The organism is Desulfitobacterium dehalogenans ATCC 51507 (assembly GCF_000243155.2).
GTDB classification, from domain to species: Bacteria; Bacillota; Desulfitobacteriia; order Desulfitobacteriales; family Desulfitobacteriaceae; genus Desulfitobacterium; species Desulfitobacterium dehalogenans.
Genome location: NC_018017.1, coordinates 2,531,987 through 2,557,543 on the forward strand (window position 1 = coordinate 2,531,987; position 25,557 = coordinate 2,557,543).

Genomic DNA, 25,557 nt, shown 5'->3' on the forward strand with positions numbered 1-25,557 from the left:
GCCCTTATGCTTAGAAAGTATATAACGCAAGTTTATACTTTCAGATAGTGCAATAAAAAGTGAAACAGGCAGCGTACGTTCCACTGCCTGTTTCTGCCACCTCGTCCACCTATCTCCCAGGAAGGTTCCCCAACCTTCCACACATATTTTAACGTGCTTGTAAGGTTTCTGCAAGTTCAAAGTATACAAATATCTTAAATATCAAGAATTTACTAAGACGATTCCCCCTGGGCGCAAGATTTTCCCCTCAGCATGTATTGGTTAAAAAGTTTTCCTTTTCAATTGGCAAAGTTCCTGATATAATTGATAAAATTGAATTCAAAAATTAATTAATAACGATGAAAGAGAGCATCTGTTAGCCCAGACCTTCAGGGAACTAAAGTCAGAGACTGGAAGCTTTAGTGGTTGCTGGTAACAGAGATTCACTCTGGAGTTGCGTTCCTGAACTCAAAGTAGGGAGCGTCGGCGGCTTCCGTTAAGAGCCTTGATTCATTCTATGATCATGTAAGAGGCTGTTTTAGATACAGCAAAAAGGGTGGTACCGCGTGACTTAGCTCGTCCCTTATTTAGGGGTGAGTTAAGTCTTTTTTCATTTAGAATCAGAACAAGATGAGGAGGATAAGACTATGAACATTGGCTATCTGGGGCCTAAGGGCAGTTTTTCTGAGGAAGCACTTCAACTCTTTCTGACTACTCAATCCGATCTATTGGAGCCACCGCTAACCCTTGTCCCCTTTACGACAATTCCCAAGCTCTTAACGGCCTGCCAAGACCTCGAGATTGAAGGAGCCTTTGTCCCTCTGGAAAATTCCACCGAAGGTCAAGTAGGGGTAACCATGGATATGTTAGGTCAGACGGAAAGTCTATATATCATGAGAGAATTTATTTTCCCTGTGGATCAATGCCTGATTACTGCGAAGCCCCTTGATTTAGGTCAGATAGAGCAAGTCTTTTCCCATGAGCAAGCCTTAGGACAATGCCGAGATTTTCTTGAAGCTCATCTGCCTCAGGCGGAGCAATTACCCTGTCCCAGTACTGCTGAAGCTGTTATGAAAATCGCCAATAGCCCCGGTAAGCATTGGGCTGCTCTCGGACCGCGCCGGGCCGCAGAAATCTATAATTTACACTGTGAAGCGGAAAGAATCCAGGACTCCATGCTCAATGCGACCCGTTTCATTTTCGTAGGTCATCATCTTGCGGAAATGAATGAGGAGGATAAAACTTCACTTTTAGTCATTACCGGAGATACCCCCGGAGCCTTGGCCAGTGCCCTTCAGGAATTTGCCCTGAGGAACATTAACTTGAGCCGTATTGAGTCTCGCCCCTCCAAGAAAAAACTGGGAGAGTATGTGTTCTTCGTGGACATTGATGGATATGTCTTCTCTCCATCTCTCCAAGAGGCTTTATGGGCTCTCAAAGACAAAGGGGTCAGTACTAAACTCCTGGGATCCTATCCCAAAGCACAGCCTTTTGCGAAGGAATAACCCAGCCGTCTGATTAGCATCTTGAGCACCAACTACACGCATGGTTGGTGCTTTATTTAGTGTAAAACCTTATTCGCCCAGAATCCCCCGCGGAAATTCTTCGGTTCTTCAAAAATTACAAATGCATTTGCGCACAATTTGTCTATCAGCTTTAACAGTTCTTTCTGGCGATTGCGCTTGGCCAACACCATCATGACCATACGCGGCCCGGATTTCCCTTCTCCCAGCCAGCTTGTCACACCAAAGCCAGCGTTTCTCAGTTCCTCTGCCAGCCCCTGATATTCGCATTCAACGATGACCTGCGCCATAATATATCCGAGTGCCAGCCGTTCTTCGATTCTGCTGCCAAGATATACTCCCATTCCATAACCAAAGCAATAGGCCGCAATATTCCAATAGCTGTCAAGGTTGTCCAGAATAATGGACAGTCCCATGATATAGATGAAGACTTCTATCACGGACAAAAGGGAAGCGTAGATCCGCATTCCTTTAATCATTAAAATAAAGCGTATTGTCGTTAACGTTACGTATGTTATATTGATAGCAATGATGATTAGGACAAACTGGAAAGCCGGACCCATATTATCACCACTTTCTCCTTTTTAAGATTTTTCTCCTATGTCAAATCACTTTGTTCGATATGAATTGAGTATCTCCTCTTTTCTGAAAACTCTTTCTTTTTATCGCCAAGTGTTATTCCCTGAATTCTTCTTTCAACGAAAAACCAGAGTTGGTGCAAAAAAAGAAAAGGGCTTATCTGGTGATAAACCCCGAAGATGCCAATATACGAAATCTTCACGATAAGCAAAGAGTTTTTACTTTAACGAGAATCTTTTATTGTATGGAGGATCCTATCTCTTGGAAGTATAAACCTTCTGAATGAGCCCCGGAATCTCTTCAGGCCGTACAGGTTCCAAGCCGAATGTCTCTTTATCCTCTAACCCTTGAAGTCCTTTGGGTATACTCCAGCCGGTAATTTCCTTTAGTTTTCGTAAATTCGTCCATTCGTCATCGGTTATAGCACTTGGCTCAATGCCCTCTAAAACAGTTTTGGCAAATTTAAAGGGGCTGGCTGTAGAAGCAATCACTGTGAAAGTGTTGTCTCCTGATTCCTTAACATAATCTTGATAGACTTTCACCGCTACGGCAGTATGAGGATCCAAAACATAGGAATACTCTTTATATACTGATTGTATGACCCTCAGAACATCCGCCTCATCGGCCCACCCGGCAGTGACTGCCTTTCTGGCTTTGGCTAATGTATCCGCATCCACCGTAAATTCCCCAAGGTCTTGCAAATCATGATACCACTTCCCAATCTTTGCCCCATCCCTTCCGGAAACTTCGTAAAGGAAGCGTTCAAAATTACTGGATATCAGAATATCCATAGAAGGAGAAGATGTCACGAAAAAGGGACGATTGCGGTTATACACCCCTTGGTTAAAGAAATCCGTCAGGACATTATTCTCATTGGAGGCACAAATGAGGTTATTAATGGGTAATCCCATCTCCTTGGCATAATAGGCAGCAAGAATATTGCCAAAGTTCCCCGTGGGCACCACCACGTTCATTTTTTCTCCGGGACGAATCCTTTGGGAGTCCATTCCCTGTAAATAAGCCCAATAATAGTAGATAATCTGCGGTAAAAGTCTGCCCCAGTTAATGGAGTTCGCCGAAGAAAAGGCGATTCTCTGTTCCTTAAACTTGTCTCTTAAGTCAGGATTACCAAAAATCTCTTTCACAGCGGATTGACACTGATCAAAATTACCGGTGACAGGAACGACTTTAGTATTGGCTCCATCGGTGGTGGTCATCTGTTGTTCCTGAACGGTGCTCACGCCATGCTCCGGATAAAAGACCATGATCTCCGTACCCTTAACATTCTTAAAGCCTTCCAGCGCAGCCTTGCCGGTATCCCCTGAAGTAGCGACTAAAATCAGAACCTCATCGGTGTGGGTGAGAACCTGCATGCTTTCTCCTAAAAGGTGCGGCAAGGCCTGCAAAGCCATATCTTTAAAGGCAGCAGTGGGACCATGCCATAACTCAAGTACTCCCATGTCCCCCACCTTCACCAAGGGGGCAGGATTATCCGTATCGAAGACTTTATTCGTATATATTTCTGAAGTCTCAACACATTTCTCCTCCGGAAAATCAGGAAGATAGTGTTTAAAAATTAATTGAGCTAGTTCAGGATAGGAGATTCCGCGGATTTCTTCCCAGTGGATTTTTGGAAACTCTTTCGGAACAAATAATCCCCCTACCGGAACCATGCCCAAGGCAATTGCTTCTCTTCCTGTTTGATCAGGATAATTTCCTCTCGTGCTTTCGTACAATATGCTTCACTCCCCAAGACATTATCCGGTTTGTATTCGCCAGTGATAGACATTTCTCCTTCTTCAGTGTACTATACTTTTTAAACATCATAATCAAAGGTAAAAGGAAGGTGTCATTCCTCCGTAGAATTAATCTTAAAACAGAGTATCTAGAAAAGAGGGATTCGCATGAGTATAACGGAAACTACCCATCGTCAATATCGTCAGACCCTTATTTTTGGGTTGATTAGGATTGTGGAGGAGCTTTTTCCTCAAGAAGAAATAAAGATTCAATACTCCATTTTGGATGGCATCTATTGCGAATTAGAGAACTCACCTCTTTCTCCCCGGGAAGTGGCTCAAATCGAGGAAAAGCTTCATCACTGGGTGGACTCTAAGCCGGAGATCATGTCCTGTGAAGAAGAGGATGGTTTCTTTCACACCAAGGTCAATCATACTTTTGTCAAGTCCCTTTATCCTGCTATGCGCCCGACTGGAACCCATTACCCTTTTATGCTCATCTTCTATCATCCCGGCTTTATTTTGCTCTTTTCTAATCCTGAGCATCCCTGTGAGTTACCAAATTTCGTGCCGCCGGAAAAATTAACCGCTACTTTCTTGGAATCGCAGCGATGGGTAGAAAATCTGCATTTGGATAAGGTAGAGTCTATTAACCGCAATATCCAGAAAGGCAAGACCACTGAATTGATCTCTTTAGCCGAGGCGTTGCATGAGAAAAAAATTTCCTTAATCGCTGATCGCATTCTAGAACAGCGAAAGAATACCCGCATTATTCTCATTTCCGGTCCATCTTCCTCCGGGAAAACTACCTTCGCCCAACGTCTATCCACACAGCTTCGGGTCAACGGAATCCGACCTATTGCCTTATCCTTGGATAATTATTTCTTCGATCGGGAACACACTCCCCTTGATGAGAATGGGCAATATGACTTTGAAGCTCTCGAAGCTCTTGATCTTCCCTTGCTGAACCAGCATGTCAATGCTTTAATCCACGGCCAGGAGATTGAGTGCCCTGTTTTCGACTTTGTTGAAGGCCGCCGTAAACCCGAAGGAACGCGGATGAAATTAGAACCTGATGAAATATTGGTCATGGAAGGGATTCATGCTCTCAATCCCCGGCTTTTGCCTTCCTTGGAACGCTCCCATCTCTTCAAAATCTATATCAGCGCCCTTTTTCAACCCAATATTGATACCCATAACCGCATCTCCACCACGGATGTACGGCTGATTCGCCGCTTGGTTCGCGATAACAAATACCGTGGAATCAACCCGGAAAAAACCCTCAATCAATGGTCCAGCGTTCGGCGCGGGGAGAACAATAATATTTTTCCTTACCAAGAAGAAGCGGACATTATGTTTAATTCCAGCCTGCTCTATGAATTGAACGCTCTTAAGGCCTATGCTGAACCTCTTCTCATCAATATCCCCAAGGATCACCCCTATTACTCTACTGCCTCCCATCTCTTAAGGCTGCTTTACCATTTTGAAACCTTGGATATAGCTAAAGTACCCTTTAATTCTATCTTAAGAGAATTTATTGGCGGTGGGATTTACTAGGGCTGGCACCGGCAGAGGATGAACAACATGATCGGGGTCAGGTAGCTACACCGTCCAGACCCGAAAGACAGCCCAAGGATTTTGCTTTAAGGCAGAGAACGGATTCTAAGCGAGAAGGTAAGCAATCTTCGCGAAAAGACTGCAGCGGAGTCGGGTTGGAAACAGGACGTTTCCAACCCGACCATTGAGAACAAAGTGCGAAAGCAGTGCTTTCGAGGAGCGAATTGGTCGGGCCGAAACCCGGACGAGGGTTTCGCCCAAGCCGCCACACCACAGAGAATGACTTAGCGGCGCAGGTACCGACGCAGCGGAGGTCTTGAGCGATTAGATTGCTCCGCGCAGCTTATAGAGTGAACGCCGAAAGCAAAATCCTGGAGAATCAGCTTTCAGGGTAGGGGAGCCAAAAAGTAAGGCTGACCGCAGATTCTACGGTCAGCCTTTAATCTTTGTCAGTTTACTATTCTCTTTCCTGTCCCAGCAATGATCTCGGAAACACTCTTTTCAAAATGCCTGAATTTGTATTATAGTAGTGTGTAATACGGATTTTATCCTCAATCGATTCTATCCCCGATCTTTATAACAAAGTCATAGCCCTTCTCTTTAGCCAGGCTCAAAAGGCATTGAGGATCGTCGATGAAGCGTTCCTTTTCTTTACGGGTAAACCTTTTTATAAAGGCTTCCAGCTGCAGAGCTTGGCTCCGATTCTCGACAGTCCATGCTTGCCTAAGGAATATCGGCCGCCGCCCCCGAGTGTATTTCGCCCCTTTACCCTCATTATGTTCCTGAAGTCTACGTTCCAGCCTTGGAGTCGATCCGGTGTAAAGTGTATTGTCAGCACAGTAAAGAATATAAACCCAATACATGGCGTTTCTAACGGACAAGGTTCCGTAGCCGACCTATGCCTTCGATTTCAACGTCAATCACATCACCGGCTTTCATCGGCCCTACTCCCTCAGGAGTCCCAGTCATGATCAGATCTCCAGGATTAAGAGTCATAATCTGGGAAATATAGCTCACCAGTTTAGGAACTGAATTAATTAAATTGCTCGTCCCGGCAGACTGCTTTACCTCCCCATTCAGCACTGAGCTGATCTTCACATCTCTATGGTCCAGGTCTGTAACAACCCAGGGTCCGATGGGACAAAAAGTATCAAAGCTTTTACTGCGGGTCCATTGACCATCTTTCTTTTGTAGATCCCTGGCAGTGACGTCATTACCGCAGGTAAAGCCGAAGATATAGTCTTCAGCCTGATCTTCAGTAATATACTTAGCCGTTTTACCCATAACCACCACAAGCTCTACTTCATATTCGACCTGTTGGCTCATGGGAGGAAGGATGATCTCGTCCTCCGGCCCCACTAAGGAAGTAACGGGTTTCAGAAAGATGACCGGGTCATCATGTAAGGTATGTCCCAATTCTTCTATATGTTTGGCATAATTCAAACCAATGCACACTATCTTGGTGGGTTCAACGGGTGACAACAAACGGACCTTCTCTGCTTGGAGTATTTGACCTGTTTTCCGACAGCCTTTTTCCAGATAAGAGCGGTCAAGAACCTCAATGGATTCTCCTTGAAGTTGACCAAAGCAAATTTTGTCCTCATATAAAAATCGAATGTACCCCATCGCACTGCTTTCCTTTCTTCACGATCTCATCTTCATCATCAATCCAATATATTATCTTAGGAGGCTAAAATGAGTAAAGCAAACTCCATACTAAGCATATTGGCAGCGACCTATCCTGACGCGCATTGTGAACTCAACTTCTCCACTCCATTTGAGCTCCTTATTGCCACTATGCTCAGTGCTCAAGCTACGGATAAAAAAGTAAATCAAGTCACCGAAAAGCTGTTCAGAAACTACAAAACTCCTGAAAGTTTCTTAACCTTGTCTTTAAAGAAAATGGAAGAGGCCATCAAAGAGCTGGGGCTCTACCGCAATAAAGCAAAAAATATTTTAGCTACCTGCCAAATCCTGATTGAGAAATATAACGGAGAAGTCCCGGACTCCATGGAGGCTCTAACCCAACTCCCTGGTGTGGGAAGAAAAACAGCCAATGTGGTCCTAAGCAATGCTTATAATATCCCCGCGTTTGCTGTAGACACCCATGTTTTGAGGGTCTCCAACCGGCTCGGGCTGGCCTCAGGGACGAATCCCGATCTTATCGAGAAGCAGCTGATGAACAGTATTCCCCGTTCGCAATGGATTCAAGCCCATCATTGGCTCATTTGGCACGGACGGAGAATCTGTGCCGCCCGCAACCCAAAATGTTCGGAGTGTCCCCTTTCACCTTTATGCCCCAGCACATTGCTTCCGGCTTGAACTAGACTTCCTTTAGTGTTAAACCAAAACCTCAGTGATGAATACGGTTCGGTTCTCAACCATATTATACTCTTTGCCTTGTCCAGCTTCATAGTTCATCTCATCATAGACACGAACCACCGGCCGGGTAGGAATGCTGAGATTCTGATCCACCACAACTCCGATTTCTCCCGTATTAAGCCGAACTGTACTCCCAGTAGGATAAGCTGCGATATTACGCAGGAACAGACGGACCGGTTCCAATGGAAACTGTTTGCCCACAAGGCCCATAAGGACTTCACAAGCCTCGTGAGGCATGACTCGTTTCATCCCGCTATGATCGGAGGTCAACTTATCATAAAGATCGGCGATAGCGACGATTTGAGCCAAGGGATGAATTTCATCTCCCTTAAGCTGACGAGGGTAACCGGTTCCATCAATGTATTCATGATGCTGAAAGGCTATATGAGCAACCACAAGGTTAAGATCCTTGCGCTTCCTCAGCTCTTCAAATCCCAATGTGGTATGGGTTTTAATCTCTTCCTCCTCTTCCTGTGTATGATTATCTTGATTCTCCATTATATTCTGGGGAAGATGAACCATGCCGATGTCATGAAGTAAAGCGCCTATGGCCACGGTTTCCAGTTTTTCTTTATCCAAGAGCATCACCTTCCCCAGAACCGTGGAAAGGACACATACGTTGACAGAATGAGCAAAGGTGTAGTTATCTTTGCTGCGGATATCCATCATACTAACCAGTATATCTTTTTTAAACAGAATCTCTTCGACAATCTTGCTCACTATATTACGCAAGTGGAAATCATCCATATTTTTTCCCAGCCGGACTGCCTGAGATGCCTGCTCAATGATTGCCATAGCCTCCCGGCGATTCTCTTCATCAATAACATCTTCCGGGATAACATCTTCAAAGCGATCGTCTTCAATATACACAATGGTGATTCCCATATCTCTCATCTTACTAATATAAAGAGGTGTAAGTTTAACCCCTTTTCCTAATAAGATCCGCCCATTGCTTGAATAAATGGTTTTACCCAAAACGTCACCGATCTTCAGGGAATTCACACTGACTTGACGCACTAAGTCCCCCCCTTTGAACAACTTCTTAATATTCATCCTACACTATTACTGAGTTTTTTTAAATCGCTTTAAGTGGTAAAACGGAACAAAATTTTCCCACGAGAAAGAGGATTATTATGTTTGATGAAATCATTCTACTCTGTGTTCTCGGATTTATCGCTGCCACAATTGATGCCATTGCCGGGGGCGGAGGGTTAATCAGCCTTCCCGCTTTACTACTGGTTGGTATTCCACCTCATTATGCCTTGGGAACTAATAAATTTGCCGCCACCGTAGGTTCTCTGACCAGTTCATTAACCTATGCCCGCTCCGGGAAAGTGTATCTTCCCGTGGTTATATGGCAAATTCCCTTTACGTTTATTGGGACCTGTTTAGGGGTATGGTCTATCTTACATATTTCTTCCGATTTTTTAACCAAAGCCGTTCCTATCTTGATTCTCTTGGTTGGTTTTTACACTTTGCTGCAAAAAAATCTAGGGTTAGAAGATAGATTTCAGGGAATAACTCCCCTATCACGGCTTCTGGGCTTTCTTTTTGCTTTCGTTCTTGGCTTTTATGATGGATTTTTCGGTCCAGGTACTGGATCCTTCTTGATTTTTTGCTATATCACTCTTTATGGTTTTAATTTCACCGTTTCTTCAGCCAATGCAAAAGTCCTTAATTTTATAAGCAACTTTGTTTCACTTATTCTCTTTGCTTTGAGCGGTAAGATTATTTATACCTATGGAATCCCCATGGCATTATCCATGTTTTTGGGTTCCCGACTAGGTACCCATCTGGCTATTCATAGAGGCAGCGCCTTGATTAAGCCAATCTTTATTACCATGTCTCTGCTGGTTGCACTAAAACTCGTTATTGAAAACTATATGTAATGCCCAAAAAATTAAAGCCGCTCATATTGGGCGGCTTTTAAATAATCGACTTCCTCGTGTTATTTATCATTTAGCCATTCTCCAGGTTTTACAGGATAACCGTCGGGTTCATTAAGCACAGGATGTTCAGAATCAGCCATGCCGAAAATCCTTACCCGAATCCAATTGCCCCCTGTGACTGCATTAATAAGCAGATAACCCTGGGTAGTATTACGAAAACGAAAATCCAGCACTCCATAGGCAACCGTAGCATCCTGACCCAGTGGAACATAAGAAACCGGCATAGAATGACTGTGCCTTTCCACTACTTCCAGCTTTGCCTGTTTAATTGCTTGATAAAGGGTGGTCGAATCCTGGCAGATTCCCCCTCCATCATCAGTGACAACTTTGTTGCCCATATATATTAAGGCCGGCAAATACCCTCTTTCAGGCTCTCGTTTCCCCACCACATCATTAAAGGAAAATTCACCACCCGGAGGAAGAATAAGTCCATTAATCGCCTTAGCGGCAAGTCGTACATTGGTAACCCGTTCATAAAAGAAAGAATCAAAATATGTGGTGTAATCCCCTAAGGGATCCTTGATTTTCTCTAATTCAGCGGTGGTGGGGTGAACCTCTATAACCTCAGTGATTAATAGGACAGCCTCTGTTCCATTGCTCTGCTTCAGCTGTTCCCATGATTTGTCTATATTGAGTCTGACTCCCAAACTACCTTCCTCGAGAACGACCTTTCCATTCTCATAATAGACACTAGCCGGCTTACCCGGTTGGTCAATGTCTAAGGCAATATTACGAAGTTGAGCAAAAATCTCTTCCTGATTGAGTCGTTCAGGGGATGGGAGAGTAATAGACATTCTGCGCAAGTACTCGAAAGCGTCAGTCATAATATTCCCGGTAGAAATGATGTATTGACCCGCCAGATAATCTTTTAGATCCTGATAAGTTTGTTCAAGCTCTAAAGGATAAACCTCCTGGTTATAGCCAACAGCCTTTGGTATCACTCCCATAAGGACTTCATATGCTTCTTCCTTTGTCATCCCGCTCAGATCTTTTTCCCAAACAATCAACCCCTCGGGTGCTTTAGAATAACCCGCACCGTAGGTTACTGTAGCCCCCAAGAGAACCGACAGGGCAAGCTGACTAAGCAGAATGACTAAAAGAAAGACCCATGGTTTCCTTCTCATCATAACATAACCACAACTTAGTTCTTATGAAGTAAGGATGTAATTTCCATTAATTTATTCCGCGTCGTAATCTGACGAATTGTCTCTTCTGTCATAGGTTCACCGGCAGGCAAAATCTCGCCATTATCCAAAACAACATCCTGTACCACTGCTTTGCCTACAAAATATTGTAATTGGCGCTGCTCGAAAAGATTAAACTCTGTTCCTTCATTTTGCTGTTCTGCTACAGCTTCTTCAACATGAGCAGTGACTTCCTGAGGTACTTGTTCTCCCTCATTACCGACACTTACTGGTTCCTTTACCACTTCAACTTTTACTTCACCGGGGCCCCCTTCGATAATTAAAAGTTCCTTACCATAAGTAATGATTTGTTCTCCGGCAACTTGATGCTCTTCACCATTATTGTCAGCGAACAGACATTGGACAATCTTTCCGGTCTCTTCATCGATGAGAATCTCTTTAACTTCACCAATTAATGTACCTTTTTTGGTTAATACTTTCGTTCCGATGACCTCTACATTCTGTTTAATCAGTTCTTGAGCGTCATTGTTGCCGGCCACACTTTGAATGACACCGGGATTAGGAACTGTCAGGGCAAACTCTCCTAAGCCAACAATATCGGCGTAAGAAATGACTTTCGCTCCGAAATAATCAGAGGGTTGATCCACTACAAAAAAATCCAAACTCCCTTTTAGTGGATTTAAAATGACATCTTTTACTGTTCCCACTTGTGTTCCTTCTGATATGCTAATAATTCGTAAACCTTTGATTTCTGCACTTGCCTTCATCTAATCAATCAATCCTTCCTAAAATTTCCCCTGGAACGGGCAGGTTTTCATTTTCCAGCCATCCCATCAGTTGGGTTCTCCACTCCGGAGGTGCGTTTTGAATATACTCATTGATATAAGGAGTGACCTTATCCAACGCATCATAAATAGAGGAGCCATTCTTCCAGTGCTCACAGGTTTCAACAATGAGGTAAAAAGCAATATCATAGGAGGGCTTTTGATCTAACGCCAAGATAAACCATTCGGCAGCCAGGTGGAAACGCTCCTGTTCTTTTGCTTGAAACCCCTTTTCAATCAGCTCCTGCAGACCGAATTCCTTCATATGTATAAGTGGAGGCTCTGTTTTCTCAAGGGTTTCGGATCCTCCGAGCATTTCCTGGTTCATGCTCTCGAATGCTTTATCCTCATCCCTTTCATGGGATTTCTCCACTTCATCCCTCTCACGATCCACTTCTATGACATCCTCAGGCTTTTTGATTTCTTCAAATAGAATCGCCTCAGGTTCCTCTGATTTTTCAGATTCCTCGGGAATAGCATTATTTTCAGAATCGCCGGCTTCTTCCCTAATCCTTTCCTGCCCGTGCTCCGGCCGCAGAATCTCAGGTATCTCGATAGCCCTTTCTTCCTCGGGATAGGATATGTTGTCTTGCTCTTTTGCTTCATCCACAGTGAAGTTCTTTTCCTGAGGGATTTTTGAACGATTTCTGAGCGCTATTACCCCAGTGGTGAACAGAAGAAAGCCGCAGAGTCCAAGTATCCAATGAAGAAGTTCTTCACGACGCAGAGCGGTAGGGAAAACAAGGGCAAAGGTGATCATTAAAAAAGACACCAATGAAGCCTCTAGTTTTCTCAAATTAAATCTATGGGCCATCCGAGTCACGATAATTACAAAGGGAGCACTGACAAGTATTGCTGTTATCCAATATAACGAAATCTTCTGCTCCCCCCTCATTATCTTATACTATCTCGTATATTCGACATAAACCTAGTTTCTCCTTCTCGCATACTTCCCAAATCATAGCTGAAGCAGAGTCCACCCCAAGGCACAAAGAATTGCAGCAAGATAAGCCGGTACGGTATATTTCATCAGCCGTTGGACCTCCACACCTGCTACTGCAGAAGTCACAGCGACAAATCCCCAGGGAATTAATGCTGCACCGGTCCATATCCCGACCACCTGACCCAGAACAGCTAAGGGAACTGCGGGTATCTGCGAAACCTGACTTAGGGCTATCGCAATACCTCCCACTAAAGGTAAAGAGGAAAACCCAGACCCATCCAGTGAAGCAAGGATCGCTATAAAGACGATAAGTCCGACCACGGTCCACTTAGTAAGGGGAATCCATTCCGCAAGAAGGATAGTATAATCATAAAAGAAACCTGGCCCCTCCCGGAGAAAAACCTGTTCACTCCCCGCTGCCGTTCCCAGAAAAAAGAAACCGGACATTATGATGATCGGAGTAAAGACTCCCATAGCATAACGCAAGCCATCCTTGACGTAAATAATAAATTGGCTGAAAGCATCCCTTCCCTCCGTAAGGATTGTGCAAATACATAAGATCAGCAAGGTTACCCCGCCAATTAATCCACTGGCTTCATCACCATGAATTTTAAAAATCAAAATCACGATCACTGTCCCCAGATATCCTAAAGCCATAATCCCAGCCAATAAGGGGCCCCGTTCAAAACGAGCCTGCCGCTCAGTCTTCCCGTTCTTTCTCTTCTCCAGCAGATTTTCAGAGATCCCTTCGGGCTTTTGATTTTCTGCCGAACCAGGTTCTGTCTTTAAAAATAGCTTTAAGGTGATATACCCAAAACCCGCCCCACAGATTCCACTCAATATGACCACTGGAAAAGATGCTGAAAGCAGTACCCCTATGGGAATCCCAGTGGCTTTACTCACTAAGGAAGGCGCTCCCTGAATGATAAAATCACCGGACAGTCCCATCCCTTTTCCAAAAACAGCTAAGCTTACTGCCAGAACAATAGGGTGAATGCCAATTCTCCCCAGAATCGGAATTACAACGGCACCTAAAAGGGTTAAGGCCGGAGTTGGCCAAATTAAAAGAGTTAATAACCACATGGCTATCCCCACCGCCCAATAGGCCAGACTCATTGATTTTATCCTCAGTAGAGGCCGCACTAAAATTTGATCGGCCTTGGTCTTTTGCAGTAATTGGGTAAGGGTGACCACAAGTCCGATCAAGACGATGACTCCGAGCAGATTGCTTGTGGCAAGGATCAGGGCACGAAAAGATATCTGAACTGCCTCGATCCCATTTCGGCTTTCTGCCAATCCTACCCCGAATAAACCGACGGCTGCTGGAAGAACAGGTGGCTTACGAAAGATTAATGTTGCAATAATAAGAAGAATAAAAAGTATAAATACCCAATGAGCTAAGGTAAGCATGGCTCTCCTCCCTTATCCCCTTAATGTACCACTTGGATAAGGGAAGTATGCGCAAAGGGAGGTTACGGGAATCCGCACCATATAAAAATAGACCGCCCCTTTAAGGGACAGTCCATTGTCGATCTTTTCAATTGATTTTAAGCTTCTGCGGGTCTGGCGATTTTTCTTGTTCCCTTTGGTGTATTAAAGGAATTAAAGGTCACATGAAAAATTTGACGACAAGATGCGCAAACAGCGACTCCACAGCTTAATAAAAAGATACCCAAGATTAACATCGCGATCCAACCTAACATAATTTCAGCCTCCTTCAGCCTGGTTCTTTAAGTAGTGACAAGGTAGTCTATCTAAACTTCGTTATTAAATTCACTTACTTTCATCCTTATTATATGTGAAAACAAATTCATTGGCAAGTGAAAGTTCTTATTTTCTTATATTAAAAATAATCTGACTACTCTGCCAATCTCAAATTTCCAAGCGCTTGGGAATTTGCGAAGAAGCCGTTGCTCAACGAATTTGACAGTTCATATTGGAACGGCTTCTTTCTCTCAAAGTAAAATCTATAATTCCGGGCACAAGATATGACCTATTTCCCGAGGGATAATTTTCTGATCGGTAAAATCAGCCAGCCACTCTCGAAAACGCTGATTCTCCTCCCAGGGAATGTAGACCTGAAGTTTGACCGTAGCAAGGAATTCTTCATTGCCGATGGCCCAGGAAAACTGTTTAAACCAATACTTTAACGGTTCGTACCAATCATAGCCTGTCTCAATCTCATAAACGAGATGGGGCACGAGACGTCCCAGCGCAGCCTTATCCATCAGCTGGCGTGCCGTCCCACCATAGGCACGGGTCAATCCTCCTGCTCCGAGAAGAACTCCCCCAAAATACCGAATAACCACAATAAGTACATCCCAGATCTGACGATATTGCAGAACATCAAGAACCGGTCTTCCGCCGGTGCCCTGGGGCTCGCCATCGTCAGTGGATTTTTCTAATTTTCCTTGATATAACCGATAAGCATAGACATAGTGCCGGGCATTAGGATAGTTTTGACGTATATCTTGAAGTCTTTGCTCCACTTCCTCTATGCTCGACACAGGATAAACGACCCCAATAAAACGGGATTTATCAATGACTTGCTCCCATGTTGAACTATTGAAGACCGTAACATAGCTTTCCACGACAACTACTCCCGTCCTAAAGGCTTTTTGATTGGGTTTTTGTCATGAATTTTTCTACATCGATGATAAAACGCTCATGTGTCCCGGAACCAATGAGCTCTTTTTCGTCGTATGCTTCTATTTGAAAGACCAAACGACGACGATCGATTTCGATTAACTCAGCATCAGCCCATACCTTCATTCCGAGAGGGGTTGCTGCCGTATGTTTAATATTCAGAGACACACCAACACTGCTTTGCCCTTCCGCCAAGTTCAATGCACGCACTGCTGCTTCTTCCATCATAGCTACCAGAGCCGGAGTGGCCAATACGTCTAACGAGCCGCTGCCCATGGTTTTTGCCGTATTGGTTTGATCCACAATTTTCTCTGCTCTTCCCTTTAAACCCATAGTTAACTCTGTCATTTTTATCACCCCGCGAATTTCATCAAGACTATTTTAACATAAAACCATCAAGGAAATTTGGGCTTTCGGCCACTGACAATAGCCACTACTCCCCCGGCCAGATTTTGATAGCGGGTCTCCGTCAAGCCGCAGCGAGCAAAGATCTTAGCCAACTCCTGTTGTTCCGGGAATTCTACTGCAGAATCATGCAGATATTGATAGGCTTTGGCCTTTCCAGCCCAGATCTTTCCCATTAAGGGAACGAGCTTATCAAAATAGAGCCAATACCCCTGCTTAAATCCTGGCATGGTCGGTTTAGCCATATCTAAGGAAACTACCATACAGCCCGGTTTAACCACTCGTACCATCTCCTGGATCCCTTTTTCCAAATCAGGCAGATTGCGCAGCCCCCAGCCCACGGTAGCCCCGTCAAAGGAGTTATCCGCAAAGGGCAGATTCATAGCGTCTCCTTGCCGTAATTCAATGATGGATCGGTAGGGGGAATCCGCTAAATTCTCATCGGCTTTTTTCAGCATATTCTCAGAGAAGTCCAAGCCCGTTACATGTCCCTGCTCTCCCACGGTCATGGCCAGCTCTAAGGAAAGCGGAGCTGTTCCACAGCATATATCGACCATATTCATACCGGGTTTGGCTTCGACTGTCCGCACCGCTTTTTTTCGCCATCCCTTGTCCAGGCCAAAACTCATGAGAGTATTCATCATATCATAGCGTTTGGCAATGGCGTTAAATGTATCTTGTACGTAAGTTGCTTTATCTCTACCGGAAAAATCCATGAGTAAATCCTCGCTTTCATAGCTTTCCATGATCATCCTTCATTAGGATTGTAATGGATTATCTCTAGCTTGTCTACTTTACTCCCCCACGACTTAAAATCTCTTTAAGCCGGCTGTGGGAAACGTTTTGCCCCAGTGCAATGCTTAGGAGCAAACGAACTTTCTCCGTTGACAGATCGCCTGCAAATAGTGCACCGTGGCGTTGAAGATCTGCTCCGCCGCCGGGATAGCCATATATCGGAGAAGTGCGCCCGAATAAACAGCGTGAAGTAATAACCACAGGTATATTTCCTGCTGTAATCTTCCCAATGGAGGGGACTACCTCCGGAGGGAGATTTCCTCGGCCAAACGCTTCAATGACAACGGCCTCTACCTGTGAATCCACCATACACTCCAGCATTCTTCCATCCATACCTGTATAGCCTTTGCAGATAATAACCTTGGCCAGCTTTCCGGGCAGGTCAAATTTAACAGAGGGCTCAGGTTTGCGGTGCCACAATACCTCGCCATTATCAATACTGCCCAATGAACCCATTTCCCCGGAGCTAAAAGCATCCACATGGCTGGTGTGCAGTTTTCTTACATCCCTGGCAGCATGGATCTCTTCATTGAGGGCGATCAGAACTCCCCGTTCCTTAGCGTGAGGGTCGGTGGCAATTCTCATGGAATTCTGCAAATTGCGGGGGCCATCGGAATCTCTCTCGGAAGCATCTCTTTGGGAGGCAGTGAGAATGACCGGCCGAGTGTCTTTGACTGTAAGATCCAGAAAATAAGCCGTTTCCTCCAATGTATCCGTTCCGTGAGTTATGATTATCCCCTGGCACTCTGGATCCGCAAAGGATTCATTGACTTGATGTGCTAATTGTAGCATCCGCTCAGGATTAAAATTGCAGCTGGCAACATTACTGAATTCTTCTATATCCCAAAAAGCTTCTTCCCGCAGTTCAGGCATACTTTCCAACAGATCATGACCGGTAACCGCCGGTACTGCCTTGCCAAAGGAATCTTTGCGCATAGCAATCGTGCCTCCAGTGGCAATGAGTTTAATCTTATTCATTTCCTTCCCTCATTTCACAATGTGGCCCAGTGGTATTTTACCCCAAACAGTTCAATAGGTGTACATTTTTTACTTATTTTTTTGCTTATTTAATATATTAGAATGGATTTAGAAGAATTTTGCAAATTCTCTTGTGCATAAACTTAATTCCATCTATTATGAAGAGAGAATAGGAACATTATAGGAGGTGGAAAAATGTACGAATTAAAAAACCACACCGAAAATGTGGTGCAGCATGTCCTCAAAGAGTATATGCATAAATTCAAACTACCTTGTGAATGTGAACGTTGTCAAGCCGATATCAAAGCTCTTGCTTTAAACCAATTGCCGAGCAGGTACTATGTTTCCCTGCGGGGAGAAATACTTACTCATCTGGAATCGGATTCCTTACCTGACAAAGCCCGGGTTCTTTCCGCTATTGTTCTGGCCGCCAAGCAAGTGGCGGATACACCTTCCCATTGATCCTGATCCCTTCCTTCAGGCATACTCTAGACACTACATACTATAGCCAATACAATAACCAGGAGTTGAATGATCAGCGCAGTGATTTTGAAAGGTGAGTCGGCCGTAAACTGAACCTGGATTGGCACACTATTTAAATCCTCCATATCAACTCTCCTTTAAAAATTTTGTTATATATTCTTCCCTACCTAAAGCTGTATGAAAATCTATCTAACCTATTATTATTCTATTCCGAGATACCCTGTGAAAATCTTATTTGAACCAAAGTGAGGTATCCTTTTTTGCTTGACCCACAAATTCTTAGACAGTTTAGTTTGTTTTCCTCCCTTTCCGATGAGGATTTGATTCCTCTACTGTCTCAATTCCGAACCCGCAAATATAGAAAAGGCCAAATCCTTTTTATTGAAGGAGAAATTGGCTCTCAAGTCTATTTTATCTTAAATGGCCAAGTCAAGCTCAGCAAAACCTTACCTAATGGAGATGAACAAATTCTTGATTGGTGCGGTCCTAATGACACTCTTGCCGAGATTCTCTTATTGGAGCCAGGGTCCTATCCAGCCACAGCGGAAGTACTTAAAGAAAGCACGCTCCTCGTGCTTTCCAATCAGGGGATGGTTAAAATTCTCGAGAATCACCCTCGTCTGGCCGTTGCCCTTATTCGTAAGCTTAATATGCGTTTACGCATGAATCAAGAGTTTATCCGGATATTAACCAGTCGGTCCACTGCGGGGATTTTGGCTATGTTGTTGCTCAGACTGGCTAAGCCGGCCTTATCACCGGGAGAGCCTATCTACTACGATGCCACATTAACCAATAAGGACTTAGCCAGTATGATTGGCACTTCACGTGAGCTGGTCAACCGTGCCCTCAATCAGTGGAAAAAATCGGGGATCCTCCGCCTCAATGGGGAGCGAATGGAAATCCTTCGCCCTCATGAATTAGCGGACTGGCCATGAGGAAAGGGCTCGAGGACTTGTGACTTTTTCCAGCTCAAAGGAGTGAAGACCATTCCAAATATCATCCCAAGATAATTCGGGATTGCGCCGCCAAAATATCATGGCGGCTCTTGCTTTTTCTATACTGCTTTCCTGGGGAATTAAACGGAGAAAACTTTTTCCTCCCCAGGCTTTCACCCATTCTCCATAACAATGTTGAAATTCGGGGGGATGCTTCTTTAGATGCTTAATGGTAAAAAAGGAGGCAATACCGATGAGAATGGCATCCTCATTTCCCCGTTGAAAGGATTGACCATCTAAATCCTGGCCCGCCAAAATAAGCAGACTGTTAAGGAAGTGAACCCGTACCACTTGCCGCAGAACCTCCGGGCTTAGTTTGAGTATCTCGGCAAGTCTTCCAAGAGTCCTCAAGAAGATTTTCGCACTAGGATCCGTATAAGATAGTGTGGCAAAGGCTGATAGCGGAAGAGGAAACAAATCCTCTAAGCTGGATTCTGCCAATTTGGATATCAATTCAGTTTCCAATTGAGAGACTCTGTGGTCCTGGTGTTGAATCTTTTCCGATGTTTCCCGCAAAAAAGATTCTGCTTCTTTAGGCTGTTCAGGCAGTTCTTCCAACCATTCCCTTAAGCGGGCGCGACGGGGTATAAGTATCTCCAGCAGGTTTGCCGTCTCCTGATGGAGGTTTTTAAATCCTTTTTTAATGTCCTCGGGATCACGATAAAAACCCCGCATGAGTACTTCAGCCCCATGGGGTACCTCCATTGTTTCCTCAAAACGAATCACTGCCTCACCATTTCTTTCCGGAAAGCGAAGCCCCATAGCTTGTTCGGCCTCTAGGCGCAATGACATTCAGACTCCCCCTCTGGCCAGTTCTTGTTTCATCATATGGGCTTATACCCTTCCTCATACCATTTTTTGTACGAAATCCTGCTATAATTTGACCCTGGAATACGGGTTTGTTAAAATGAGAAAAACCCTGGAAGAAATGAGTTGATTTTCGTGTCTGACCGCAGTTATCACGGCTTAGTATTAGATCCATTTCAGGAAGAAGCCTTAGATGCTATTGACGAGGGGCAATCCGTCATTGTCGCCGCTCCCACTGGTACAGGAAAGACCCTTGTGGCCGATTATCTTGTAGAAAAAGTCATGACCGAAGGACGTCGGATTATTTATACTGCTCCCATTAAAGCTTTGAGCAACCAAAAGTTTAAAGACTATAAGAAGCTCTTTGGTATTGATCGGGTCGGTATCTTAACAGGGGATGTTGTGCTGAACTCCGAAGCTCCCCTAATCATTATGACCACCGAGATTTTCCGCAATCAAGTGATAACCAACGATCCCGCTTTAGAATCGGTGTCCTACATCATCTTTGATGAGATTCATTGGCTTAACGATGAAGAGCGGGGCACAGTCTGGGAGGAATCCATTATCTTGGCTCCTCCCCATATGAAATTATTAGGCCTCAGTGCCACCATCGCCAATGCCCAGCAATTGGTGGATTGGATCGGAACCATACGTCAGGAAGATGTGGCATTAATCCAGGAAAACCGTCGTATCGTGCCTTTAGAGTACTATTATTTTTCCAGGGATACCGGTCTGGTCAACTACGAAAAGCTCTGGAAATATTATCGCCAACGGATCCAATCCACTCAATCTACAGAGGGCAGTTTGTTTACTCCCACGAATCACCTGGATTTAATCAAGGTGATACAAAAACAATACCTTCCTGCCCTTTATTTTGTTTTCAGCCGCAAACAATGTGCTGATAAGGCTTCTGAACTGGCCTTAATCACCAATTACTTAAACCCCCAAGAAAAAAAACAAGTAGAGGATGCTTTCCTGGAGCATTTCGGAGAAGAAAGTGAATGGTCCCCCTCCACCAGACTTCTGCGACGGTTAACCGTCAAAGGGATCGCCTTTCACCATGCGGGACTGCTGCCCTCACAAAAAGTATTGGTGGAGGAGCTTTTCCTCAAACGCTTAATTCATGTTCTTTACTGCACCGAAACCTTCAGCGTTGGCATCAACTATCCGGTTCGCTCCGTCTGCTTTGATACACTGAATAAATTTGACGGTCGGAACTTTCGTCCCCTGGCTAATCATGAATTCTTCCAAATGTCCGGACGGGCCGGACGCCGGGGATTGGATGAACGGGGCTATTCCTTTGCTTTGGTCGATCTGAATTACATGGAAAAGAGTCCGCCGCCGCGATTTAACATCAATCGTCTGGAACCTCTTACCAGCCAATTTAAATTGAGCTATAACACGGTCCTCAATCTTCAGGCCACCCTTTCCTATGAGCAAATCCAGATTTACTTTCAGAAGAGCTTTGCCGCCCATAGCAATCTGCAAACCCACGGTCATTTAATTGCCGAACTGGCTCAGCTGGAAGAACAATTTAACGGGAAAGGAGAGCATGTCTGCCAGCACATGGACTCTTTTGCCTGCCCCGTGAAGTATCTGCCGAAAAAGAAAGAGCTTGATCGCCTCAAACGGGCTTACCAAGCCTTAGGACCTCGCCGCCAAAATCGGGTCTACGGCCGGGAAATGGCTCGCAAAATCAAAAACTGGGAAAAACTCTTGGCTACAACCCCGCAAAAATGTCCCAACGCCAAGCTGGCTCTTTGCGAGGAGGAAAGCAAACAGCGGAAAAAACTGCAGCAAAACATGATTGAAATTCGTAAAGAGTTGAAAACTTTGCCGGATCAGGACTTCTTCTTCAATGAATTTCAGTTTAAAAAGAATCAATTGATCCAAATGGGGTATATACGGGAGGGCGAGCTGCTTCCCCGTGGCGAATGTGCCCGTCATATTTATGTTCAGGAATTATTGGTCACTGAGCTGATTTTTTCTGGTATTTTGGATACCTTGGACGATGACCAATTGAACGGCTTATTATCGGCCATTGATTTTGAGGCGCGGAAGAACGATTATTTTCAAAGGCTCCCCGTATTGGATTGGGCTCCGCTGCAAGATTTAGTTCGTTATATTCAAAGTGTCTGCGGCCCGGAATCCGTCCGCTATGATCCTCGGGTAACGGTCATCGTCTATTCTTGGAGTCAAGGGCTTTCCTTTGCAGAAGTTCAGCGCTTGTCCAATCTGGATGAAGGGGATATTATCTCGGTCATTCGCCGCACCATCGACCTTCTTCGTCAGATGAGAGATGCGGTTAAGGAACCTGCTTTACTTCAGCGCTTGAAGCTTTGCATGGATAAGCTGGATCGGGATGAAGCTGCCGTCCTTGCTTTGTAAAATGCATAATAATGCCAGGAAAAGCTCATAATTGGTTTGAGGTGATAAATTTGAGAGATCAATTCTATCTTAGACCCGAACCAAAACCCCCACAAAATCGTCAAAATGCTGACCTTGACTCTGCAGCCGATGCTCAACCTGAGATGACTTCTGATGTAAACGCAGGTCAGGATACCCCGGCACTCAGCTATCCTATGACCATGCCCGGTCCTGAAAGACATCCTGGCGATACTGCAGAACCAAGCTCCAATGAGGCCAAAGCAACGGATAATGGCGAATTTGAGCCGGTGCAGACCGACATGGATATGTCCGTATATCAAAACGACGAAGAACCTGGATCTAGCTATGAACTCCCTTCCGATACAATCAGTTAACTCGCTTTAGCACTGAAGGAAAACTCGTTTTTATAATTTCATCGATGCTCTTTGATTTAAGAGGCCCTTCTGATCTGATAAAACAGATTAGAAAGGGCCTCTTAAATGCGCATTCCCAACACCTCAAAGGAATATCTAAATCCTGTAAATTGTAAATAATCCCCTGATTGATGCTTTAAGCCGCCCGTAGTATAATATTTGTAAACAGACATTATACACTTTAAAACCATACCATGAGCGACGCTTAATGCGGTTTCAGGCTTAAACTTTGGCATGTCATCATACTATTCTATTTATTTGATGGAGGAATGGCGAATGAGTATTCTGGCGAGATTTAAAGAGATTATGTCAAGCAATATCAACGCCCTGCTTGATAAAGTGGAAGATCCGGAAAAGATGATTGATCAGTGTCTACGGAACCTGAACAGCGATCTGGGCAAGGTCAAATCGGAAACCGCCACCATTATGGCGGAGGAACAGCGCGCTAAAAGAGAACTGGATGAATGCACTGAAGACATTGCAAAAATGCAGTCTTATGCTGTCAAGGCGTTGGAAGCGAACAACGAAGTGGATGCAAAAAAGTTTCTGGAGCATAAGGCCTCTTTGAATTCCAAGCTGGCCGGGCTGCAGGAAGCGTACAATCTTGCTCAGGCGAACGCTGCCCACATGCGGGAAATGCATGATAAGCTGGTTTCGGATATCGGTGAGCTTGAGTCCCGAAGAGATATGATTAAGGGCAAGCTGGCCGCCGCGAAGACCCAGGACCGCATGAACAAAATGATGTCCTCGGTCTCGGATGCCAACGCTTCAATCGCCGGCTTTGAGCGGTATGAGGCACTGGCGGACAAGGCCCTGGATAAGGCTAAAGCCATGGCTGAGCTGAACAAGTCATCGCAGTCTTCCATTAAGGATCTGGCGGCAAAATATGATGCACAGCCTGATGCCAGCATTGATGATGAGCTTGCTGCATTAAAAGCCAGCTTAAATAAGTAATTATGGGAAGAAGCTGCCTTAGAAGAAATCATCCAAGGCGGCTTCTTTTTGTTCGTGCCCAAAAGACTTGAGCTATGTTTTGTGGAAAGACAGGGAGCTGAAAGGAGCAGACGCACTTATGGTCGTACATTATAAATGCCCGAATTGCGGAGCCGATATGGCATTTGACAGTACAAGCGGTATGCTGCATTGTGACAGCTGCGGCACAAACCAGAGCATCGAAGATATACAAAAGCAGGGAGATGCTCAAAACCAAGGAGCTGCATCCTCCAGAGGACACACCCCTTGGAACGAGGACGAAGTCAATCAATACCACTGCCAGAATTGCGGCGCAGTGCTGATGACCGACAAAGATACTGTAGCAACTTCGTGCAGCTTTTGCGGTGCGGCAGTTGTTTTGAATGACCGCCTTAAAGGCAGTCTTGCCCCCGCAAAGGTCATTCCCTTTTCGATCGGCCGCCAGCAGGCCCAGGAGGCCTTTAAAAAATGGTGCCGAAAGGGTTTGCTCACGCCCAAGGAGCTGATGTCTGCCAACCGCATCAAGAGCATCACCGGCATCTATGTGCCCTTCTGGCTGTATGATCTCAATGGTTGGGGGGAAGCCACGGCGGAATGCACCAAGGTGAGGGTTTACTCGGACGCTGACTATACCTACACGGAAACCAGCTTTTTTCATGTGCACCGCGCTGTTGACCTGAATTATAGTCAAGTACCTGTGGATGCCTCGCAGAAAATGGACGATGCTCTGATGGATAAGCTGGAACCCTATGATTATGGTAACTTAAAGGATTTCAGGATGCCCTATCTAGCCGGTTTTCTCGCTGAAAAGTATGACTATGACAACCGGGATCTGTTCCCCCGGGTGCGCACCAGAGTGGAGCGCTATGTTTCCGATTATATCAGCTCCACGATTAGCGGTTATACCACCACCAACTTTATCAGCAAGAATATCAACATTATTGAAAAAAAGGCCGATTACGCCCTTTTCCCCGTGTGGATGGTTCGGTATGACTATGGACAAAAGGAATATGTCTTTGCCATGAACGGCCAGACCGGCAAAATCGTCGGTAAGCCCCCCCTCAGTCCGGGAAAAATTGCAGCATGGTTCGCCAGCATCAGCACAGCATCCTTTGTCATCATAAAAATCATTGCCATGTTGATGGAAGGAGGGGTTTTATAATGGGAAAAAGAGCGGTAAAGCTTGCTCTACTTTTGGTCATCATGCTGTATGCCGTCTGTCCGACCGGCGTGACGGCAGCCTTGCAGGAGCAAAGGGTTTTTGATAGCGCACAGCTTTTCACTGAAGATGAGCGCGCATCGCTGGAGGAAACCAGCAAGCAATACGGTTCGGAAAGCGACATCGATATTGTCATTGTGACAACGAATGATCTGGGCGAAAAAACCCCGCAGCTCTATCTGGAGGAGTTCTATGATGCCAACGGGGCCGATGAGAACGGCGTGTACCGTTCGGCGGCGCTGCTGCTGCTCAATATGACACCCGGTGCGCGCAGTGTGGAAATTCAAGGCTATGGCAGGTTGCAAACCTATCTGAACAATCAACGGATCGAATCTATCTTGGATGACATTACGCCGCTGCTTGCTGACGGAAATTACTATGACGCCATGCTCGGATATATTGAACAGGCTGCTTCTTATATGCAGCAGGAGGTCCAAGGTTCCCCCGGCGTAAACCCTGGCGGCTCTACCCACTATGACCCGCCCAGGAGCGAAGGTACCGGATATACTGAACAGGAGGACTCGATCTTCTTCAATACCCTTTTCCAGCTTAGCCTGGCGGTGGTGATCGGTGCTGCAGTGGTGAGCATAATGGCTGCCCGCTCCGGCGGCAGGGTCACGACCAACAATCGCACCTATCTTGACCCTGCACATTCCCGTCTTCTCGCGCACAGTGACCAGTATATCCGAACCTCCGTTACCAAAGTAAGACGGCCGAAAAAGGACGAGCACAATAACAACAGCGGCTTTGGTGGTGGCGGAGGCGGCTTCGGCGGCGGAGGGATCTCTCCGGGAGGTCATTCCCACAGCGGCGGCGGTCGAAGCTTCTAACATTGAATT

At 45.2% G+C, this 25,557-nt stretch carries 26 protein-coding genes and 1 other annotated feature; of the genes, 11 read left to right on the forward strand and 15 right to left on the reverse strand.

Going from position 1 to position 25,557, the window contains the following annotated elements; translation table 11 throughout:
* Nucleotides 1-329: 329 nt before the first annotated feature.
* Nucleotides 330-566: a binding site (T-box leader), on the forward strand.
* Between the two features lie 60 nt (nucleotides 567-626).
* Nucleotides 627-1,484 carry a prephenate dehydratase gene (pheA, locus tag DESDE_RS12235; RefSeq protein ID WP_014794333.1) on the forward strand — a complete coding sequence of 286 codons (858 nt, stop codon included), beginning with the start codon at nucleotides 627-629 and terminating at the stop codon, nucleotides 1,482-1,484.
* A 56-nt stretch (nucleotides 1,485-1,540) separates the two neighbouring features.
* Here pheA and DESDE_RS12240 read toward each other — a convergent pair whose 3' ends face one another.
* Entirely contained in the window at nucleotides 1,541-2,065 is a 525-nt protein-coding gene (locus tag DESDE_RS12240; RefSeq protein ID WP_014794334.1) for a DUF2179 domain-containing protein, read from the reverse strand.
* A 270-nt stretch (nucleotides 2,066-2,335) separates the two neighbouring features.
* The gene (gene thrC / locus DESDE_RS12245; protein ID WP_174270173.1) at nucleotides 2,336-3,820 is read right to left on the reverse strand and encodes a threonine synthase; all 1,485 of its coding nucleotides are present in this window, start codon (nucleotides 3,818-3,820) and stop codon (nucleotides 2,336-2,338) included.
* A 165-nt stretch (nucleotides 3,821-3,985) separates the two neighbouring features.
* Between thrC and DESDE_RS12250 the strand changes: the two genes are divergently transcribed.
* Complete coding sequence (locus DESDE_RS12250) at nucleotides 3,986-5,374, forward strand: uridine kinase family protein (RefSeq protein WP_014794336.1); 1,389 nt, start codon at nucleotides 3,986-3,988, stop codon at nucleotides 5,372-5,374.
* A 551-nt stretch (nucleotides 5,375-5,925) separates the two neighbouring features.
* Here DESDE_RS12250 and DESDE_RS12255 read toward each other — a convergent pair.
* On the reverse strand, nucleotides 5,926-6,237 hold the full coding sequence (locus DESDE_RS12255) for a GIY-YIG nuclease family protein (protein WP_014794337.1): 312 nt from the start codon (nucleotides 6,235-6,237) through the stop codon (nucleotides 5,926-5,928).
* A gap of 7 nt (nucleotides 6,238-6,244) precedes the next feature.
* The gene (locus DESDE_RS12260) at nucleotides 6,245-7,000 is read right to left on the reverse strand and encodes a fumarylacetoacetate hydrolase family protein (RefSeq protein ID WP_014794338.1); all 756 of its coding nucleotides are present in this window, start codon (nucleotides 6,998-7,000) and stop codon (nucleotides 6,245-6,247) included.
* A gap of 69 nt (nucleotides 7,001-7,069) precedes the next feature.
* Here DESDE_RS12260 and nth point away from each other — a divergent pair, with 69 nt between their 5' ends.
* The gene (nth, locus tag DESDE_RS12265) at nucleotides 7,070-7,696 is read left to right on the forward strand and encodes an endonuclease III (RefSeq protein WP_014794339.1); all 627 of its coding nucleotides are present in this window, start codon (nucleotides 7,070-7,072) and stop codon (nucleotides 7,694-7,696) included.
* Between the two features lie 18 nt (nucleotides 7,697-7,714).
* Here nth and DESDE_RS12270 read toward each other — a convergent pair whose 3' ends face one another.
* On the reverse strand, nucleotides 7,715-8,773 hold the full coding sequence (locus tag DESDE_RS12270) for an HD-GYP domain-containing protein (RefSeq protein ID WP_014794340.1): 1,059 nt from the start codon (nucleotides 8,771-8,773) through the stop codon (nucleotides 7,715-7,717).
* A gap of 116 nt (nucleotides 8,774-8,889) precedes the next feature.
* Here DESDE_RS12270 and DESDE_RS12275 point away from each other — a divergent pair, with 116 nt between their 5' ends.
* The gene (locus DESDE_RS12275) at nucleotides 8,890-9,645 is read left to right on the forward strand and encodes a TSUP family transporter (RefSeq protein ID WP_014794341.1); all 756 of its coding nucleotides are present in this window, start codon (nucleotides 8,890-8,892) and stop codon (nucleotides 9,643-9,645) included.
* Between the two features lie 59 nt (nucleotides 9,646-9,704).
* Here DESDE_RS12275 and DESDE_RS12280 read toward each other — a convergent pair whose 3' ends face one another.
* From DESDE_RS12280 to DESDE_RS12315, 9 genes are all read right to left on the reverse strand, one after another.
* Nucleotides 9,705-10,832 carry a VanW family protein gene (locus DESDE_RS12280; RefSeq protein ID WP_014794342.1) on the reverse strand — a complete coding sequence of 376 codons (1,128 nt, stop codon included), beginning with the start codon at nucleotides 10,830-10,832 and terminating at the stop codon, nucleotides 9,705-9,707.
* A 14-nt stretch (nucleotides 10,833-10,846) separates the two neighbouring features.
* On the reverse strand, nucleotides 10,847-11,617 hold the full coding sequence (locus DESDE_RS12285; RefSeq protein ID WP_014794343.1) for a PRC-barrel domain-containing protein: 771 nt from the start codon (nucleotides 11,615-11,617) through the stop codon (nucleotides 10,847-10,849).
* A gap of 4 nt (nucleotides 11,618-11,621) precedes the next feature.
* On the reverse strand, nucleotides 11,622-12,446 hold the full coding sequence (locus DESDE_RS12290; protein ID WP_242831239.1) for an MFS transporter: 825 nt from the start codon (nucleotides 12,444-12,446) through the stop codon (nucleotides 11,622-11,624).
* Nucleotides 12,447-12,632: 186 nt separating this feature from the next.
* Entirely contained in the window at nucleotides 12,633-14,027 is a 1,395-nt protein-coding gene (locus DESDE_RS12295; RefSeq protein WP_014794345.1) for a hypothetical protein, read from the reverse strand.
* A 137-nt stretch (nucleotides 14,028-14,164) separates the two neighbouring features.
* A complete protein-coding gene (locus DESDE_RS22080) occupies nucleotides 14,165-14,320 on the reverse strand; it encodes a hypothetical protein (protein WP_014794346.1) in 156 nt (51 codons plus the stop codon).
* 264 nt (nucleotides 14,321-14,584) lie between these two features.
* Entirely contained in the window at nucleotides 14,585-15,208 is a 624-nt protein-coding gene (locus tag DESDE_RS12300; RefSeq protein ID WP_014794347.1) for a YigZ family protein, read from the reverse strand.
* A 16-nt stretch (nucleotides 15,209-15,224) separates the two neighbouring features.
* Nucleotides 15,225-15,611, reverse strand: a complete 387-nt coding sequence (locus DESDE_RS12305) for a thioesterase family protein (RefSeq protein WP_041917265.1) — start codon at nucleotides 15,609-15,611, stop codon at nucleotides 15,225-15,227.
* Between the two features lie 47 nt (nucleotides 15,612-15,658).
* On the reverse strand, nucleotides 15,659-16,384 hold the full coding sequence (locus DESDE_RS12310) for a demethylmenaquinone methyltransferase (protein WP_028305561.1): 726 nt from the start codon (nucleotides 16,382-16,384) through the stop codon (nucleotides 15,659-15,661).
* A gap of 73 nt (nucleotides 16,385-16,457) precedes the next feature.
* Complete coding sequence (locus DESDE_RS12315; protein ID WP_014794350.1) at nucleotides 16,458-17,441, reverse strand: asparaginase; 984 nt, start codon at nucleotides 17,439-17,441, stop codon at nucleotides 16,458-16,460.
* 195 nt (nucleotides 17,442-17,636) lie between these two features.
* On the opposite strand from DESDE_RS12315, the gene DESDE_RS12320 reads away from it, so the two are divergent.
* Nucleotides 17,637-17,903, forward strand: coding sequence for a late competence development ComFB family protein (locus DESDE_RS12320; protein ID WP_014794351.1), 267 nt, complete (start codon nucleotides 17,637-17,639; stop codon nucleotides 17,901-17,903).
* Between the two features lie 281 nt (nucleotides 17,904-18,184).
* Nucleotides 18,185-18,859 carry a Crp/Fnr family transcriptional regulator gene (locus tag DESDE_RS12325; RefSeq protein ID WP_014794353.1) on the forward strand — a complete coding sequence of 225 codons (675 nt, stop codon included), beginning with the start codon at nucleotides 18,185-18,187 and terminating at the stop codon, nucleotides 18,857-18,859.
* Here DESDE_RS12325 and DESDE_RS12330 read toward each other — a convergent pair.
* Nucleotides 18,842-19,711, reverse strand: coding sequence for a hypothetical protein (locus tag DESDE_RS12330; protein ID WP_014794354.1), 870 nt, complete (start codon nucleotides 19,709-19,711; stop codon nucleotides 18,842-18,844). The genes DESDE_RS12325 and DESDE_RS12330 overlap by 18 nt on opposite strands.
* Nucleotides 19,712-19,852: 141 nt before the next feature.
* Here DESDE_RS12330 and DESDE_RS12335 point away from each other — a divergent pair, with 141 nt between their 5' ends.
* The 5 genes from DESDE_RS12335 (at nucleotide 19,853) to DESDE_RS12355 (ending at nucleotide 25,548) form a co-directional block, all read left to right on the forward strand.
* Nucleotides 19,853-22,114 carry a DEAD/DEAH box helicase gene (locus DESDE_RS12335; protein WP_041917266.1) on the forward strand — a complete coding sequence of 754 codons (2,262 nt, stop codon included), beginning with the start codon at nucleotides 19,853-19,855 and terminating at the stop codon, nucleotides 22,112-22,114.
* Nucleotides 22,115-22,155: 41 nt separating this feature from the next.
* Complete coding sequence (locus tag DESDE_RS12340; protein ID WP_242831240.1) at nucleotides 22,156-22,488, forward strand: hypothetical protein; 333 nt, start codon at nucleotides 22,156-22,158, stop codon at nucleotides 22,486-22,488.
* A 315-nt stretch (nucleotides 22,489-22,803) separates the two neighbouring features.
* The gene (locus tag DESDE_RS12345; RefSeq protein WP_014794357.1) at nucleotides 22,804-23,481 is read left to right on the forward strand and encodes a PspA/IM30 family protein; all 678 of its coding nucleotides are present in this window, start codon (nucleotides 22,804-22,806) and stop codon (nucleotides 23,479-23,481) included.
* Nucleotides 23,482-23,599: 118 nt separating this feature from the next.
* On the forward strand, nucleotides 23,600-24,661 hold the full coding sequence (locus DESDE_RS12350; RefSeq protein WP_014794358.1) for a TFIIB-type zinc ribbon-containing protein: 1,062 nt from the start codon (nucleotides 23,600-23,602) through the stop codon (nucleotides 24,659-24,661).
* Entirely contained in the window at nucleotides 24,661-25,548 is an 888-nt protein-coding gene (locus DESDE_RS12355; protein WP_014794359.1) for a TPM domain-containing protein, read from the forward strand. The genes DESDE_RS12350 and DESDE_RS12355 overlap by 1 nt, the downstream gene beginning before the upstream one ends.
* Nucleotides 25,549-25,557: the final 9 nt, after the last annotated feature.